Raw genomic sequence first — 16,859 nt, 5'->3', positions numbered from 1 at the left:
TTAATTACTCCAAAAAATAGAAAACAACTCAGATAGCCATGCTGTCGACCACACCACCGTCGACCCGCAGCGCGGCACCGGTGGTGGCAGATGACAGGGGTGAAGCAATGTACGCCACCAGGTTGGCGACTTCATCCACATTTGCCGCGCGCTGGATGATCGAGGTCGGCCGTGCGTGACGCACAAACACATCCGCCTCGTCCCGCGCACTGCGCCCCGATTGTGCGGTGGCGTCCTTGAGCATCTGCTCCAGGCCGTCGGTAAAGGTCGGGCCAGGCAACACCGCGTTTACCGTCACACCGGTGCCCGCCAGGCGCTTGGCCAAACCATGGGACACCGCCAGGTTGGCGCTCTTGGTCACGCCGTAGTTGATCATGTCCGCCGGGGTCGCCACGCCGGACTCCGACGACAGGAAAATCACCCGCCCCCAGCCCTGCTCGACCATACCCGGCGTGTAATGCCGCGCCAGGCGTACACCGGAGATCACATTGACCTCATAGAAGCGTGTCCACTCGCTGTCCGGGGCCTCAAAGAAATCCACGTCGTTGAAGATGCCCAGGTTGTTGACCAGGATGTCGGCACGCGGTTCGGCGGCGAAGAGTTTTTCTGCGCCTTCAGCCGTACCGAGATCCGCCACCAAACCACGCAGGTCAGCGCCGGGAACGGCCTGGCGGATGCTCGCCAAGGCGTCATCCACCTTGCCCGCGTCACGCCCGATCACCACCACCGTGGCGCCGGACTGCGCCAGCGCCTGGCTGATGCCAAGGCCAATGCCGGCGGTGCTGCCGCTGACAATCGCTACTTTGCCGCTTACATCAATTTTCATGGTTGAAACTCCTGAAGTTAAAGCGGCAGTGGTGCGCGATCCGAAATCAATCGGGCATCGCGCAGAGCCTGCCAGAAGGCTGCCGGGATCTTTTCTGACAACGCCGCGACGTCTTCGGCAATCCTGCCCGGACGGCTGGCACCGGGAATCACCGCCGCCACGGCCGGATGGGCCAGGGAGAATTGCAGCGCGGCGGCTTTCACACTGACGCCGAACGCCTGGGCAATCGCCTTGATCTGCTCGACCTTGCTGATGATCGCCGGGCTGGCTTTCTGGTATTCGAAGTGTTCGCCACCGGCAAGGATGCCGGAGCTGTAGGGGCCACCGACGACGATCTCGACGTTCTGGGCCGAAGCCGCGTCCATCAGGCGTTGCAGGGCACGATCGTGGTCCAGCAGAGTGTAGCGGCCGGCCAGCAAAAAGCCGTCGGGCTGCGCCTCCGTCAGGTCCAGGGTCAATTCGCACGGCTCGACGCGGTTCACGCCCAGGCCCCAGGCCTTGATCACGCCCTCTTCGCGCAAGCGAGTCAGCACTTTGAACGCACCGGTACGGGCCTGGTTGAAGTACTCCAGCCACTGGTCGCCGTAGAAGTCCTGGGCGATGTCGTGAATCCATACGATGTCCAGGCGATCGGTGTTCAGGCGGGTCAGGCTGTCTTCGATGGAGCGCAAGGTGGCGTCGGCGCTGTAGTCGTTGAGCATCTTGTTCGGGCGGCCGTGTTCGAACACGCCGCTTTTTTCGCCGAGGTCACGGGCGCTGTCTTCGACTTCGTCGAGGATCACCCGGCCGACCTTGGTGCTGAGCACGAAGTCGTCGCGGTTGTACTGCGACAGGGCTTGGCCCAGGCGGATTTCCGAGAGGCCCGAGCCGTAGAACGGCGCGGTGTCGAAATAGCGCACGCCGGCGCTCCAGGCGGCCTCCACGGTGGCCTGGGCCTCGTCTTCAGGAATGGCGCGAAACATGTTGCCCAGCGGTGCGGTGCCAAAGCCGAGTTGGCCGGGAAGTTTATCTTTCAAGCTCATGGTGGATCCTCAATGGGTGCAGGGGTCGCTGTGACCTTTGAGCAGATCCTAGATTGCAGAGATCGGACCGTCCAAGACATACTGCGACCAACTTGAGTCCTCGTAGGTCTAACATGATCGATCTCCGCCAACTGCGCTACTTTGAAGTGGTCGCCGAAGAAGAACACGTCGGCCGTGCAGCCGAACGCCTGCACATCTCGCAGTCGCCGCTGAGCCGGCAGATAGCCCAGCTTGAAGAGCGTTTGGGCCTGACCTTGTTCGAACGCAGCCAGCAACGCATCCGCCTGACCCGTGACGGCCAGACCTTCCTGGCTGAAACCAAAGCGCTGCTGACCCACGCCAATCGCCTGGAATCCCTGGGCAAGCGCCTGGGCCGCGGTGAAGAAGGTGGGCTGTGCATCGGCTATATCGAAAACGCCATGCATGCCGGTGTATTGCCCAATGCCCTGCGCATCCTGCGCGACGACCGCCCCACCGTGCATATCAAGCTGTATAACCTGCCGTCTCTCGAACAGCTGGAAGGTCTGCGCCAACGCAGCCTGGATATCGCATTGGTTGGCGAACCACCGGCCGCCGATGACCCGGACCTGATCGCGCGGCAAGTGCTGGATGACCCGATGCTGCTGGCCCTGCCTGAACACCACCCACTGGCACGCCAAAGCGAGCTGCTGCCCGAGCATCTGGCCGATCAGGAATGGATCGGCGTGCAACGCAAACCCGGCGCGCATCCAACTGACGACTTTGTTGCCGCCTGCATTCGCGCCGGCTTCACCCCACAGATCCCCATGGAAGCCGGTGAACCGTTTACCGCGTTGGGCCTGGTGGCTTCGGGCCTGGGCGTGGCAATGGTGCAAAAGGGCCTGAGCCGCAATGCCCCGCCCGGCGTGGTGTTGCGGGAGTTGCCGTGGCTGAGCTACACCACGCCACTGTGGGCGGCGTGGCATCGGATCAACTTGCGGCCACTGGTGGAAACCTTCCGCAAAGTGCTCACACATTGAACCCCCACCTGTAGGAGCTGGCTTGCCAGCGAAGGCGGCAGGTCATCCACCGGATGCGTCGACTGAACCACCGCTAATCGCTGGCAAGCCAGCTCCTACAGTGAATTGTGCTAGACCCACTCCTTCACTCGGTACCACAACATCCCCAACGCCAGCAGCGGCGAGCGCAGCGCTTTCCCGCCAGGGAAGGTCATGTGTGGCACTTGGCTGAAAATATCCAGGCCCGTGCTGTGGCCGGCGTGGATACCTTCGGCCAGCAACTTTGCGCACCAGTGCGTCACGTTCAACCCATGCCCGGAATACCCCTGGGCATAAAACACATTCGGGTACTGCTTCAGGCGCCCCACCTGCGGGAAGCGGTTGGCGGTGATGCCGATCTTGCCGCCCCACTGAAACTCAATGGCGGTATGGGCCAGTTGCGGGAACACCTTGAGCATTTTCGGCTGCATATAGGCGGCGATGTCCACCGGATCGCGGCCGGAGTAATGGCAGGCGCCACCGAATAGAAGGCGGCGGTCAGCGGACAATCGATAGTAATCCAGGCCGACTTTCTGGTCGCACAGCGCAAGGTTCTGCGGGATCAACTGGTTGGCCACATCTTCCGACAACGGCTCGGTGGCGATGATGTAGCTGCCCGCCGGGAGCACCTTGCCGCTCAGGCGCGGTTCCAGTTCCTCCAGATGGGCATTGCAGGCCAGCACCAGGTGGTCGGCGCGTACCGTGCCGCCTGCGCAGCGCACTTGCACCGTGTCGCCGTGGATCAGTTCAAGCACCTCAGTGTGCTCGAAGATCCGCACCCCGAGAGACTCGGCCAACTGCGCTTCACCCAGCACCAGATTCAACGGGTGAAGGTGCCCGGAGCCCATGTCCACCAGGCCGCCGGCATACACCGACGAGCCCACCACTTGCTGAATATCCTGCGGACCCACAAGGCGTGTTTCGTGGGCATACCCCATCGCCGCCAAGTGCTCCTGCTCACCTTTGAACGCCGCGAACTGCGTCGGCGTATTGGCCAACTCGCAAAAGCCCCAGCGCAAGTCGCAGTCGATGTTGTGCTCGCGAATACGCTCGCCCACCAACGCCACCGAATCGATACCGGCGCGCTCCAGGTAACGCACGCCCTCCTCGCCCACGTACTTGGCGAAGCCCGACACGTCATGGCCGATACCGCGAATCAACTGCCCGCCGTTGCGCCCGCTGGCGCCCCAGCCGATGCGCCGGGCTTCCAGCAGGATCACCGAAAGCCCGCGCTGGGCCAGTTCGATGGCGGTATTCACGCCAGTGAACCCGCCGCCGATCACGCACGCATCGGCGGTCAGGTCGCTGCCCAATGCGGGGCGCTCCGTCAGGGCGTTGGCCGTGGCCCGGTAGTAGGACCGGGCGTGGTCAGTCGACTGCATCATTTGTTGGTCTTCACTTTGCTCCAGGCCCGGGTCATCAGGCGCATGGTCGCCGGGGTCGGCGTGGTGGAAATGTAGAGTTTGTCGAGCACTTCCTGCGGCGGGTACACCTCGGGGTTGTTCACCAGTTCCGGGTCCATGAAAGCCTTGGCGGCCGGGTTGGCGTTGGCATACCCCACCGAGGCGCTGACCTTGGCGATCACTTCAGGGTCGAGCAGATAGTTAATGAAGGCGTGGGCTTCTTTCGGGTTGCTCGCGTCGGCGGGAATCGCCAGCAGGTCGAACCACAAGTTGGAGCCTTCCTTGGGAATCGAATAAGCAATGTTCACCCCATTCTTGGCTTCCTTGGCGCGATTGGCAGCCTGGAACACGTCGCCGGAATAACCGAAGGCCACGCAGATATCACCGTTGGCCAAATCCGAGATGTACTTGGAGGAATGGAAATACGTGATATACGGCCGCAGCGTCAGCAGCTTGGCCTCGGCCTGTTTGTAGTCCTCGGGATTCTCGCTGCGCGGGTCCTTGCCCATGTAGTTGAGGATCGCCGGGAACAGCTCGTCCGCCGAATCGAGGAAGGCCACGCCGCATTGGTTGAGTTTCTTGATGTTCTCGGGCTCGAACAGCACCGCCCATGAATCGATATGGTCGATGCCCAGCACCTGCTTGACCTTGTCGACGTTATAGCCAATGCCATTGGTGCCCCACAGGTACGGCACCGAGTGCGCGTTGCCGGGGTCATTCTTTTCCAACAGCTTGAGCAACTTGGGGTCGAGGTTCTTGAAGTTGGGCAGTTGCGCGCGGTCGAGCTTGAGGAACGCACCGGCCTTTACCTGGCGCGCCAAAAAGTGGTTGGACGGCACCACCACGTCGTAGCCGGTGCGCCCGGCGAGCAACTTGCCCTCCAGGGTTTCATTGGAGTCGAACACGTCGTAGATCGGCTTGATCCCGGTCTTGGCCTGGAAGTCGGCCAAGGTCGTCTCCCCGATATAGTCGGTCCAGTTATAGACGCTGACCGTCGGCGCCGCCTGGCTGGCACTGCTGAACGCGGCCACCAGGGCCAGCGGGAGAAGCTGTTTCACAAGACGCATATCGACACCCCTTTTTTGGTTTTTTTAGACGCTCAACAGCAGGAACTCACGCTCCCAGGAACTGATCACCCGCTTGAAATTTTCGTGTTCGGCACGTTTGACCGCCACGTAGCCCCGCACGAACTTGTCGCCCAGGTACTGTTTGACCGTGTCGCAATCCTCCATGCGCGCCAGCGCATCTTCGAGGGTGAACGGCAGGCGCAGGTTACGGCGTTCATAGGCGCGACCTTCCACCGGCACACTGGGTTCGATCTGCTCGATCATCCCGAGGTAGCCACACAGCAGACTAGCGGCAATCGCCAGGTAGGGATTGGCATCGGCGCCGGGCAAGCGGTTTTCCACACGCATGGCGTCGGGGCTGGAGGTGGGCACGCGAAGGCCGACGGTGCGGTTTTCTTCGCCCCACTCGACGTTGACCGGCGCCGAAGTGTCCGGCAGGAAGCGGCGGAACGAGTTCACGTTGGGCGCGAACATCGGCAGCAGCTTGGGAATGTACTTCTGCAAGCCGCCGATGTGGTGAAGGAACAGTTGGCTCTTGTTGCCATCAGCGTCGATGAACACTGGTTTGCCGGTGGCGATGTCGACCACGCTCTGATGCAGATGCATGGCGCTGCCCGGCTCGTCAGCCACCGGCTTGGCCATAAAGGTCGCGGCTACGTTGTGCTTGAGCGCGGCCTCGCGCAGGGTGCGCTTGAACACAGTGATCTGGTCGGCCAGGTCGAGGGCGTCACCGTGGCGGAAGTTGATTTCCATCTGCGCCGGGCCGTCTTCGTGGATCAGCGTGTCGAGGTCCAGGCCCTGGGCTTCGCACCAGTCGTAGACGTCTTCGAACAGTGGGTCGAATTCGTTGGCGGCATCGATGGAAAACGACTGACGCCCGGTTTCGGCGCGGCCGGAGCGGCCTATCGGAGTTTTCAGCGGCAGGTCCGGGTCTTCGCAACGCTGGGTCAGGTAGAACTCCATTTCCGGCGCGACGATCGGCTGCCAACCCTGATCGGTGTAGAGCTGCAGGACCTTCTTCAGCACGTTGCGCGGCGACAGTTCGATGGGGTTGCCCTGCTTGTCGAAGGTGTCATGGATCACAATCGCGGTGGGCTCAATCGCCCACGGCACCACATACGTGGCATTGGACACCGGGCGGCAGACCATGTCGATATCGGCCGGGTCGAGCAGGTCGTAGTAGATTTCGTCGTCGACAAAGTCCCCGGTTACCGTTTGCAGCAGCACACTTTCCGGCAGGCGCATGCCTCGCTCATGCAGGAACTTGTTGGTAGGCGCAATCTTGCCGCGTGCGATGCCAGTCAAATCACTGATCACGCATTCGACTTCGGTAATCTTGTGTTCTTTCAGCCAGGCGGACAGCTGATCGAAGGGGGCGTTCATAAGGACCTCGTCATGGGTTGGGTGCATGCGCCGGCTTGTACTCCTGGCGCATTGAGGTCTATCTTGATGCGCCGCCCCTGCGGCATCTATCCACTTTGCACGAACCACAACGCACCAATAGAGTGCGCCCAGGTTACCCATGACACAGGCAACAGCTTTGCGCGTACAGGCCTTCACCACCGGTGATGTGGCCGCTCAATGCAATGCGACACCCGGTTGGGTGCAGCAGTACCAGCAGATGTCCCCAGGGCATTTTGCCGGGCGAATCCGCTATCTGGATTTGCAGGGTGTGGAGGTGTACGAAGAGTGCATGAACACCCGCGTGGAGCAGCATTTCAACGCGCCGCCGGGCTCGTTGGCGTTTTGTTTCGACGGCAGTGACAACGCGCTGTATATGCTCAACGGCGAAAGCCACAACACCTGGATCACCCCGGAAAACTACCGTGAAGTGGCGGTGGTGTTCGGGCCGCAATTCGTGCAGCGCCATGGGCTGGATGTGGCGAAGCTCGAAGGCCTGTTCATGGCACCGTTGACCTGCCAGCAGAATGGGCTGTTCAGCCGCTGGCTGAGTGGCACCCTCACCCGCTTGTCCGCCGAAATCGACCCCGCCAGCCGTGACGCCCTCACCCAACAGTTACTGGACGATTGCCTGTTCATCCTCGACAACGCCTGCGTGTGCCTGGACCGCCACTCGTTGCAGCGACGCAGCGAAGAACGCCGGTTGATGGCGCGCATCGGCGAATGGGCCGCGGATGCACCGGATGAGACCGTCAACCTGCTGGAACTGGCGCACATTGCCGGCGTGCCACTGCGTCAGTTGCAACAGGGCTTCAAGACCTACACCGGAATGAGCCCGGCGCAATGGCTGAGGTTGCGCCGCTTGAACGGGGCGCGGCGTGAGTTGCTGGGTTCACCGGACTCTACTGTGGCCGAGGTGGCGATGAATTGGTCGTTCTGGCACCTGGGGCGGTTTTCCAACAGTTACCGGGCGTTGTTCAAGGAACTGCCGAGCGAAACCCTGAAGCGCAGTACGCCCTCGTAGCAGCAGACTTGTAAAAGACCACGCTTATGCCTAGCTTATGCGCCCCCCGCCCGCGCTTTAAGGCCCTGCCCCATGGTTTTGCGTTTTCGTCCCGTCGCTTCCTCACGTTTCGCTCTCGGCCTGCTGCTCAGCGGCGGCATCGGCAGCAGCCTGGCGGCTGAAATCGAACTGCCAGCGGTGAACGTCCAGGGCCAGGAAGAGTCCGGCTATCGCAGTGAAACCGCCTCGGTGGCCGGCTTCGATGACGCGCCGCTGCTGGACACTCCGGCGTCGATCACGGTGATCAACGCTGCGCTGATCAAGGACCAGCAGGCGCGCTTGCTCAGCGAAGTGCTGCGCAACGACGCCTCGGTGGGCGACAGCTATGCGCCCATCGGCTACTACGAAAACTTCGTGGTCCGCGGCTTCTCGCTGAACGCGGCGAGCAGCTACAAGATCAACGGGCGTACCATCACGGGCGAGCAGAACGTCGCCCTGGAAAACAAGCAGCAGGTCGAAGTGCTCAAGGGCCTGGCCGGCCTGCAAAGCGGGATTTCCGAGCCGAGCGGCGTGATCAACTACGTGACCAAGCGCCCGGAAAACGTGCGCTCAGTGACCGTCTCCACCGACGATCGCGGCAGCGGCTACATCGCCACCGACGTGGGCGGCTGGTTTGGCAGCGAGCAGCAATTCGGCCTGCGCGCCAACGTGGCCCATGAAGACCTCAACGCCTATGTGGAACACGCCAATGGCCAGCGCGATTTTGTGTCCCTGGCGTTCGACTGGAACATCAGCCCCGATGCGGTGTTGCAGTTGGATGCGGAATACCAGAACAAGCAACAGCGTTCGGTGCCGGGCTACCAGTTACTGGGCGGCACGCAAGTTCCCCACGATGCTTCGCCGAAAAAACTGCTGGGCCACCAGAGCGGGTCGAAGCAAGTGGGCATTGACTCACTGAACCTCAACGGTAAGTTCGAGTATCGCTTCAGCGATCAGTGGAAAGGCAGTGTCAGCGCCGCGCGCAGCAAGGTGGTGATCGATGATTACAGCTCGTTTGCCTATGGCTGCTTCTATGTGACCGATTGCGGCACTGCTTTCTTCAGCCCCACCGGCGACTACGACATCTACGACTACCGCAGCCCCGACGACACCCGTCGTGACGACGAAGTGCAGGCGGCCATGACTGGGCTGTTCGACACCGGTAGCCTGGGCCATGAACTGACCGTTGGCGCCAGCGCATTTCGCCGAGTGGTCGACAAGCGCAAGTCGGTCAACGAATACATCGGCAGCGCCAACATCAACGTCGACGCCCCGACCTTCACCCCCACCGACGTGCCGTTGAACGACAAGCACCGGCGTCTCGACAGCCGCCAATATGGCCTGTTCGTAACGGACCGCATCCGCTTCAACGAGCAATGGCAAACCATCCTCGGCGGCCGTGAAGTGCGCCTGGATGAAAAAGCCTTCGACCAAAACGGCAATCAGCAACGCCATACCCAACAATACGAATTTCTGCCCCAGGCGTCGTTGATCTACAAACCAGTGGAAAATGTATCGCTGTACACCAGCTACAGCAAAGGCCTGTCCCTGGGCGGTGAGGCACCTTGGACGACCCGCAACGACGGCGAAACCCTGGCCCCCACCACCTCACGTCAAATCGAAGCCGGGGTTAAATACGACTGGCGCCGCATGAGCTTCACCGCCGCTGTATTCCAGACCCGCCAGGCCTACCAATACGCCAAGCCGGACGGCACTGGCCAATTCGACTATGTGCAACAGGGCGAGCAAAAGAACACCGGCCTGGAACTGTCGGCCAATGGCTGGGCCACCGAGCGCCTGCAGATCGCAACCAGCGTGGCGGTGATTCGTGCACGGGTGACCGGCAGCGGGACTGCGGACTATGAGGGCCACCAAGCGATCAACGTGCCCAAGCTGCGCGCCAGTGTGTATGCCGATTATGCATTGCCTTGGGTGAACGGCCTGGCGGTACTCGGCGGCGTGCAATACAGCGCCAAGAAGTACGCCAACCGTAGCGGCAATGTGGAGGTGGGGGATTACGCAGTGGTGAACGTCGGCAGCCGCTACACCACCAAAGTGAGCGGCTATGAGACGGTGTTCCGCCTGAGCGTCGACAACCTGTTCGACAAGCGCTACTGGCGCGACGCGGGCGAATACATGGGCGATGACTACCTGTTCCAGGGCGCGCCCTTGACGGCGCGACTGAGTGCTTCGGTCAATTTCTGAACACACGCGGCGCTGCCAGCCACAGCGCCGCCAGGCCGCACGTCAACAGGCTCCAGCCAAGGTCCTGAGCCCAGGTAACCAAGGTCAACCCGGCGCCAATCGCCAGGTAATAGAGCAAGCCAAAAACGGCCGCAGCGGTGCCAAGGCGGTCTTGATAATCCACCAATGCCGCCCCAGCACGTTGGGAATCGCCATGCCGAACGCCAGCACCACCAGCAGCATCGGCCCCACGAACAGCCAGCTGTCCTGAAACATCAGGACAGACCATGGCATGGCTCGCCGCCGACGCATCCTTCGACCCTGACAGCCACCTGGCTCCCGTCATCGGTATTGCCGCCCTTCTCGGCGACCACGACTCCGGCCTGCATCACCACCGGCGTGGTCAACTGTTGTTTACCCAACAAGGCTGCACCCGCATTACCCTGGACAATCAACTGTGCCTGCTGCCACCGACCCGCGCGGCGTGGATACCTTGCGGTGTGCGTCACCGTGCGGTGATGAGCAAGACGGTAGATTACCGCTCGGTGTACGTAAGCCCGGCCGTTGCGACCCTGTTGCCGACAGAGGTGCGGGTGATCGAAGTGAGCGCTTTGTTGCGCGCGGTGCTGGAACCGATGGCCATGGCCCCCTTCGAGACTGATTGGCACACCGGCCGATATTCCCATTTGCTGGCGTTGTGCCTGGAGGAAATCCAGGGTGCGGCCGAGCAACGCATGCTCCTGCCCTTGCCGCAGGACAAGCGCCTGGCACCATTGCTGGCCCATCTCGAACGCTTGCCGCCCACGCTGCAAGCACTGGAAAAGCAGGTTGGCGCCAGCACCAAGACCATCGGCCGGATCTTCCTGCGGGAAACCGGCCTGGGGTATCAGCAATGGCGCCAGCAGTGGCGCTTGATGCGCGTCATCGAGTTGCTCGCCACCGGGCGCAGTATCGGCTACTGCGCCTTTGAGCTGGGCTTTGCCAGCGACAGCGCATTGATCGCCTTCTTCAAGGGAATGACCGGCACCACGCCACGGGGCTATTTCAAATCAGGTTGAGCCTTACTTTGGCTGCTTGCGAAAGCCCACTGCCAACCGGTTCCAGCTGTTGATGGTGGTGATGGCCACGCTCAGGTCGATCTGCTCCTGCGGGCTGAACTCGGTGGCCAGTGTGTTGAAGTCTTCGTCCGGGGCGTGGGTGTGGCTGATCAGGGTCAGGCTCTCGGCCCAGGCCAGGGCGGCGCGTTCACGCGGGGTGAAGAACGGCGTTTCGCGCCAGGCGGAGACGGTGTACAGGCGGCGTTCGGTTTCACCGCCTTTGCGGGCGTCGGCGGTGTGCATGTCGAGGCAGAAGGCGCAGCCGTTAATCTGCGAGACGCGCAGGCGTATCAGTTCCAGCAGGGGCAGTTCGATGGACAGCTTGCCGACGGCGGCTTCCAGGGCGAGCATGGCTTTCATGGCGTCTGGGGAGGCGGTGTAGAAATCGGTACGGGTTTGCATGGGGGTGCTCCAGGGCAGTGGGGATTGATGGCTAGGTTAGTCATCGGGCCTTGGAGGGGGAATATCCAATTTGGGGGAAGAATGGGTGACCAATTGGGTTGGGTTGGGTTGGGTTGGGTACATATCCGTTATTTGGGTGATGGCTGGTATTGGTTCCGCCCTTACGGCGGGTCACTTTTGGAAAAGAGCCCCAAAAGTAACCAAAAGGGCTCTTGCCCCAACACTCGGCACCTCGCCTAGGCTCGGTGTGCCCGTAATCCGACAGGGATTTGGGGGGCCGCCGCCACGCGCCATCCATGGCGCGGGGCGGCTAAACCGGCATCCCTGCCGGTTTACCCCCCAAATCCCTGTCGAATTCCGGCCAGCGTGTTTGACGGGGCGCCTAAGATCAAAATCAAAAGCAAGAGCACAGCGGCCTGACAGCCGGCTTGAGTGGTGTGGAGCAAAGGCAAAAGCAAACGCGGTTCATTGTAGGAGCCGGCTTGCCGGCGATGATCGTTAACGATGACGCGGGGGAACCAGACAAAACGCGGCGGTCTCACGTTTTTCGCCGGCAAGCCGGCTCCTACAAGGACCGCGTATCCACAGGGCGGAACCAATATCAGCCATCACCGCAGCAACGGATATGTACACAACACACCAGCCCCCCATCACCCCGGCAACGGAATCACCCTCAACCCCCTCACCGACTTATAAGAAAAACTCGAATAAATCTCCTTAACGCAAGGCAACGTCTGCAACACCTCCCGCGCAAACTCCCCAAACGATTCCAGATCCTTCGCCACCACTTCCAACAAGAAATCATACCGCCCCGACACGTTATGACACGCCACAATCTCAGGAATCTCCAACAACCGCTGCTCAAACGCCCGGGCAATCTCCTGGGTATGACTCTCCATCATGATGCTGACAAACGCCGTCACCCCATACCCCAGCGCCTTGGGCGACAGAATCGCCTGATACCCGCTGATCACCCCACTCTCTTCCAGGTTCCGCACCCGCCGCCAGCACGGCGAGGTGGTCAGGGACACGCGGTCGGCCAATTCGGCCACCGTGAGACGGGCATTGCCTTGAAGCGCGTTTAAAAGGGCTTTGTCGGTACGGTCCAGACTGACGGGCATAACGTGCCTCTATTCTTTATTTTTATAAGATTTTCATCCCAGGACGCGGGAATTAGTAGCAAATATTGCAAAGTTCATCTGTGGTTATGAGCATAGCATTGTAGGAAATAAGGAGCGTCCGACATGAACAATAAACACAATGCATTCGGCTTTTCCACCCGCGCCATCCACCACGGCTATGACCCAAAAGACCATCACGGCGCACTCGTCCCACCGATTTACCTGTCAGCCACCTTTGCTTTCCCAACCGCCGAATACGGCGCCGCCTGTTTTGCCGGTGAAGCGAGCGGCCACTTCTATACGCGTATTTCCAACCCAACCCTGGCGCTGCTGGAATCACGCATGACCACCTTGGAAAACGGCGAGGCCGCAGTGGCGTTCAGTTCCGGCATGGGCGCAATCGCCGCGACGTTCTGGACCCTGCTGCGCCCTGGCGATGAAGTGATCGTCAGCCAGACCCTGTACGGCTGCACCTTTGCCCTGCTTCACCATGGCATCGGCGAATTCGGTATCAAGGTGCGGCATGTCGACCTGACTGACCTGGCGGCCCTGCAAGCCGCATTCAGCCCCGCCACCCGCATGATCTACTGCGAGACCCCGGCCAACCCCAACCTTCGACTGGTAGATATCGCTGCCGTGGCCGCCCTCGCCCACGAGCAGCCGAACGTCACCCTGGTGGTCGACAACACCTACTGCACGCCCTACCTGCAACGCCCCCTCGACCTGGGCGCCGATGTGGTGGTGCATTCGGCCACCAAGTACCTCAGCGGCCACGGCGATATCACGGCGGGCATTGCGGTGAGTAGCCAGGCACTGGCCCAGCGCATTCGCCTGCAGGGCCTCAAGGACTTGACTGGGGCGGTGATGTCGCCCCAGGACGCTTCGCTGTTGATGCGCGGCCTCAAGACCCTTGCCCTGCGCATGGACCGTCATTGCAGCAATGCCCAGGCCGTGGCCGAAGCCCTGCAGGCGCATCCCGCCGTGCAGTCGGTGACGTACCCGGGACTGCGCTCTTTCCCGCAGTACGAACTGGCGACACAGCAGATGAAACTACCCGGTGGCATGATTGCCTTCGAGCTCAAGGGCGGCATCGAAACCGGTCGGCGCTTCATGAATGCGCTCAAGCTGTTCACCCGGGCGGTCAGCCTGGGTGATGCCGAGTCACTGGCGCAGCACCCGGCGAGCATGACCCACTCCACCTACACCCCGCAGGAACGTGCAGCGCACGGTATCAGCGAAGGGTTGGTGCGCTTGTCGGTGGGGCTTGAGGATGTGGCCGACCTGTTGGCGGATGTGCAACAGGCACTCGCCAAGTGCACGCCTACCCTCACGCGTCCTTCTAAGCTTGTGAGTTTTTAATCCGATTATTTAAGATTGGATCCCCTTCCCGTCGCCAGGCTGTACTAGCATAGGTCCGGCGGGAAGGACTATCACGGTAGGTTATTCGCATTGGCTTGCATCTTAATCCCCGCTGCTATAAAGCCGAATACCTGCACGCCTCATGGACGAAATGATGAACTCACAGCTGTTCCCTCATATTGGCAAAGTCATCGCCAGCACCGGCAGCCGCCATTTCCCACGCATGCTGCATGACCTGATCCTCACCCAACTGGCGGTGGACGCCACTCATATCACGCAATTGCAGGTCAGCGCCGACGGGCAAACCCGCCGCAAGATCAGCCCGGTCTACACCGATTCGGTGGAGGCGTTGGGCGACGAACAACCGGCCGCACAATTGCACCTCACCCGCCGCAAGGATGACGTGCGCTACGTCTTGTCGGTGTATCGCTCGCACCAGTCCGAAAGCTTTTCGCCCCAGGAGCGCAGCATGTTGCAGGACTTCTCCACCTTGCTGCTGCCCATGGTGGAAAAGCACATCGCCGCGATCCAACCGTGCCGTCAGGACAGCGACGCGGTGGTGCTGGAAAACCAGGGCCTCGAAACCCTGCGCAGGCGCATCGAAGAACGGTTGGTACAGTCGGGGCTGACCCTATCCAACCGTGAGCTTGAGGTGTGCGTGGGCCTGCTCGCCGGGCGGACCGCGCCGGAGTTGGCGGAGCAGTTGGCGTTGAAGGTCAACACCATCGAGAGCTACCTGAAGCGCGCGTCGATCAAACTGGGAATCAGCGGGCGGCATTCGTTGTTGCGATGGATGTATGCCACTGAGGACAACACAGGCTTTTAAGACATACCTGTTCAAAATGTGGGAGCGGGCTTGCTCGCGAATGCAGTGTGTCAGTCAACAGATTTATTGGCTGAACTACCGCATTCGCGAGCAAGCCCGCTCCCACATTTAATCTCTATTGGCTGACAAACCTCAATCTCTGGCAAGCGCCTCGATCGGGTCCAGCCGCGCCGCATTCCTGGCCGGCACAAAGCCAAACACAATGCCGATCAACGTCGAACAGGCAAACGCCGTGATGATCGAGCCCAGGGAAAACACCATCTCCCATTCCTTCACAAACAACGAAAACAGAAAGCCCAGGGCATAGGACAGCGAGATCCCGATCAGCCCGCCGATCAAACACACCATCACCGCCTCCACCAGGAACTGCTGGCGGATATCCGACTGCCGCGCCCCTACCGCCATGCGAATGCCGATCTCACGGGTGCGCTCGGTGACAGACACCAGCATGATGTTCATCACGCCAATGCCCCCCACCAGCAACGAGATCACCGCGATCAACGACAGCAGCAACGCCAGGGAGCGACTGGTTTTCTGCACGGTCTGCATGATGCTGTCGAGGTTGTTGGTAAAGAAGTCCTTGGTGCCGTGGCGTTGCAGCATGAGTTTGTTGACGTTGTCTTCGACCACCTTGCTCGGCTGGCCGTCCTTGATGCGCACGGTGATGCTGTCCAGATGGCGCTGCCCCAGCAAGCGCCCTGCCGCCGTTTCATAGGGCACCCACACGTTCAGCGCCTTGCTGGCGGCGAACATGTTCTTGTTGTCAGCGGTGACCCCAATCACGGTACACGGCAGGTTACCCACCAGGATCACCTGGCCCAGCGGGTCGACGTTCGGGCCGAACAGTCGGTGACGCGTGTTGTGGTCGATCACCACCACCTGGGCCTGGCGCCGCGCATCGCTTTCGCTGAAGGCGATACCGGCTTCGAGCTTCAAGCCCTTCACTTTGAAATAGCGGTCACTCACCCCATTGACCTGCGCATCCAGGTCGATATTGCCAAAGCGCAGCAACAGGTTGCGGCCCACCACCGGCGTGGCACTGTCGACGTAATACAACTGATTCAACGCGTCCACATCCGAAGGCATCAAGGTCTCGATGGCCGAGGCGCGGCTATCGCCAAAACTGGTGCCGGAAAAAATGTCGATGGTGTTGCTGCCGATCGCCTGAATATCCTTGAGCACATAACGCTTGGCGCCTTCACCGATGGCCGAGATCGACACCACCGAAGTAATGCCGATAACGATACCGAGCATGGTCAACAACGTGCGCATGCGGTGAGACACCAGCGCGACCCAGGCCATGTTGAAGGCCTCCTTGAACAACCCCAGGCTCGCCACCAAACGCCGGGCGCCACTGCGTTTTGGCTCGATGGGCGTTTCGCTGGGCAACTCCAGGCCAGCACTCTCATTGGCCTTGTCGCTGACAATCTCGCCATCACTGACCTCGACGATGCGCTGGGCGTTCGCCGCGACCTTGGGGTCATGGGTGACGATAATCACCGTGTGCCCCGCCGCGTGCAGCTCGGCGAGGATGCGCATCACCTCTTTGCCACTGTGGGTGTCGAGGGCGCCGGTGGGTTCGTCGGCGAGGATCACTTCGCCGCCATTCATCAAGGCACGGGCGATACTCACCCGTTGCTGCTGGCCACCGGAGAGCTGGCTGGGACGGTGGGTGGTGTGACCGGACAAGCCCAGCCGCGCGAGCAACTCCCGTGCGCGGCTGTGACGTTGGGTTTCCGGTGTGCCGGCGTAGATCGCTGGCATTTCCACGTTGTGCAAGGCACTCAGGTGCGCCAGCAAGTGGTAGCGCTGGAAGATAAAACCGAAGTAATCACGGCGCAGTTCGGCCAACTGCTCATCCCCCAGGGAACGGGTTTCGATGCCGTTGATCTTGTAGCTGCCGGCCGTGGCGTAATCCAGGCCGCCGAGGATGTTCATCAGGGTCGATTTCCCTGAGCCTGAGGCGCCGATGATCGCAACCATTTCCCCAGCATGAATCGTCAAGTCGATGCCCTTGAGCGCGATGAATTCACGCTCGCCGGCCATGAAGCTACGGGTGATGCCCTTGAGTTCCAACAGTGGCTGAGTCATCC

Annotated in this window: 14 protein-coding genes and 1 pseudogene; 6 read left to right on the top strand and 9 right to left on the bottom strand. The window is 61.1% G+C overall.

Annotation, left to right across the window (positions count from 1 at the left end):
* Positions 1-28: 28 nt before the first annotated feature.
* Positions 29-826, bottom strand: coding sequence for an SDR family NAD(P)-dependent oxidoreductase (locus RB216_RS11650; protein ID WP_028615847.1), 798 nt, complete (start codon positions 824-826; stop codon positions 29-31).
* 17 nt (positions 827-843) lie between these two features.
* Positions 844-1,848, bottom strand: a complete 1,005-nt coding sequence (locus tag RB216_RS11645) for an aldo/keto reductase (protein ID WP_028615846.1) — start codon at positions 1,846-1,848, stop codon at positions 844-846.
* A 113-nt stretch (positions 1,849-1,961) separates the two neighbouring features.
* On the opposite strand from RB216_RS11645, the gene RB216_RS11640 reads away from it, so the two are divergent.
* Entirely contained in the window at positions 1,962-2,846 is an 885-nt protein-coding gene (locus RB216_RS11640; protein WP_028615845.1) for a LysR substrate-binding domain-containing protein, read from the top strand.
* Positions 2,847-2,956: 110 nt separating this feature from the next.
* On the opposite strand, the gene RB216_RS11635 is transcribed toward RB216_RS11640, so the two are convergent.
* Genes RB216_RS11635 through RB216_RS11625 form a run of 3 tightly spaced genes read right to left on the bottom strand, consistent with a single transcriptional unit; the run spans position 2,957 to position 6,717 of the window.
* Positions 2,957-4,249 carry an NAD(P)/FAD-dependent oxidoreductase gene (locus RB216_RS11635; RefSeq protein ID WP_122684475.1) on the bottom strand — a complete coding sequence of 431 codons (1,293 nt, stop codon included), beginning with the start codon at positions 4,247-4,249 and terminating at the stop codon, positions 2,957-2,959.
* A complete protein-coding gene (locus RB216_RS11630) occupies positions 4,246-5,334 on the bottom strand; it encodes a polyamine ABC transporter substrate-binding protein (RefSeq protein WP_028615843.1) in 1,089 nt (362 codons plus the stop codon). The genes RB216_RS11635 and RB216_RS11630 overlap by 4 nt, the downstream gene beginning before the upstream one ends.
* 24 nt (positions 5,335-5,358) lie before the next feature.
* Positions 5,359-6,717: a glutamine synthetase family protein gene (locus RB216_RS11625; RefSeq protein WP_308908721.1), complete on the bottom strand. Its 1,359-nt coding sequence runs from the start codon at positions 6,715-6,717 to the stop codon at positions 5,359-5,361.
* Between the two features lie 139 nt (positions 6,718-6,856).
* Between RB216_RS11625 and RB216_RS11620 the strand changes: the two genes are divergently transcribed.
* Both RB216_RS11620 and RB216_RS11615 read left to right on the top strand, forming a co-directional pair.
* The gene (locus tag RB216_RS11620) at positions 6,857-7,759 is read left to right on the top strand and encodes a helix-turn-helix domain-containing protein (protein WP_308908720.1); all 903 of its coding nucleotides are present in this window, start codon (positions 6,857-6,859) and stop codon (positions 7,757-7,759) included.
* 72 nt (positions 7,760-7,831) lie between these two features.
* The gene (locus RB216_RS11615) at positions 7,832-9,982 is read left to right on the top strand and encodes a TonB-dependent siderophore receptor (protein ID WP_308908719.1); all 2,151 of its coding nucleotides are present in this window, start codon (positions 7,832-7,834) and stop codon (positions 9,980-9,982) included.
* On the opposite strand, the pseudogene RB216_RS11610 reads toward RB216_RS11615, so the two are convergent.
* Positions 9,972-10,243, bottom strand: a pseudogene (locus RB216_RS11610) (MFS transporter); the annotation flags it as partial. The gene RB216_RS11615 and the pseudogene RB216_RS11610 overlap by 11 nt on opposite strands.
* A gap of 5 nt (positions 10,244-10,248) precedes the next feature.
* On the opposite strand from RB216_RS11610, the gene RB216_RS11605 reads away from it, so the two are divergent.
* A complete protein-coding gene (locus tag RB216_RS11605; RefSeq protein ID WP_122684468.1) occupies positions 10,249-11,019 on the top strand; it encodes an AraC family transcriptional regulator in 771 nt (256 codons plus the stop codon).
* 3 nt (positions 11,020-11,022) lie between these two features.
* Here the strand turns inward: RB216_RS11605 and RB216_RS11600 are convergent, their stop codons facing one another.
* Together RB216_RS11600 and RB216_RS11595 are read right to left on the bottom strand one after the other, a co-directional pair.
* Complete coding sequence (locus RB216_RS11600) at positions 11,023-11,460, bottom strand: carboxymuconolactone decarboxylase family protein (RefSeq protein ID WP_308908718.1); 438 nt, start codon at positions 11,458-11,460, stop codon at positions 11,023-11,025.
* Between the two features lie 650 nt (positions 11,461-12,110).
* Positions 12,111-12,581: an Lrp/AsnC family transcriptional regulator gene (locus RB216_RS11595; RefSeq protein ID WP_028615836.1), complete on the bottom strand. Its 471-nt coding sequence runs from the start codon at positions 12,579-12,581 to the stop codon at positions 12,111-12,113.
* Between the two features lie 123 nt (positions 12,582-12,704).
* Between RB216_RS11595 and RB216_RS11590 the strand changes: the two genes are divergently transcribed.
* Together RB216_RS11590 and RB216_RS11585 are read left to right on the top strand one after the other, a co-directional pair.
* Positions 12,705-13,940, top strand: coding sequence for a methionine gamma-lyase (locus tag RB216_RS11590; protein ID WP_308908717.1), 1,236 nt, complete (start codon positions 12,705-12,707; stop codon positions 13,938-13,940).
* A 154-nt stretch (positions 13,941-14,094) separates the two neighbouring features.
* Complete coding sequence (locus RB216_RS11585; RefSeq protein ID WP_028615834.1) at positions 14,095-14,766, top strand: helix-turn-helix transcriptional regulator; 672 nt, start codon at positions 14,095-14,097, stop codon at positions 14,764-14,766.
* A 132-nt stretch (positions 14,767-14,898) separates the two neighbouring features.
* Here RB216_RS11585 and RB216_RS11580 read toward each other — a convergent pair whose 3' ends face one another.
* Complete coding sequence (locus RB216_RS11580) at positions 14,899-16,857, bottom strand: MacB family efflux pump subunit (protein ID WP_028615833.1); 1,959 nt, start codon at positions 16,855-16,857, stop codon at positions 14,899-14,901.
* Positions 16,858-16,859: the final 2 nt, after the last annotated feature.

The sequence above is a fragment of the Pseudomonas canadensis genome, from assembly GCF_030980095.1.
GTDB classification, from domain to species: Bacteria; Pseudomonadota; Gammaproteobacteria; order Pseudomonadales; family Pseudomonadaceae; genus Aquipseudomonas; species Aquipseudomonas canadensis.
Note: the sequence above shows the minus strand (reverse complement) of the source record. Positions and strands in the feature narration are given on the sequence as shown.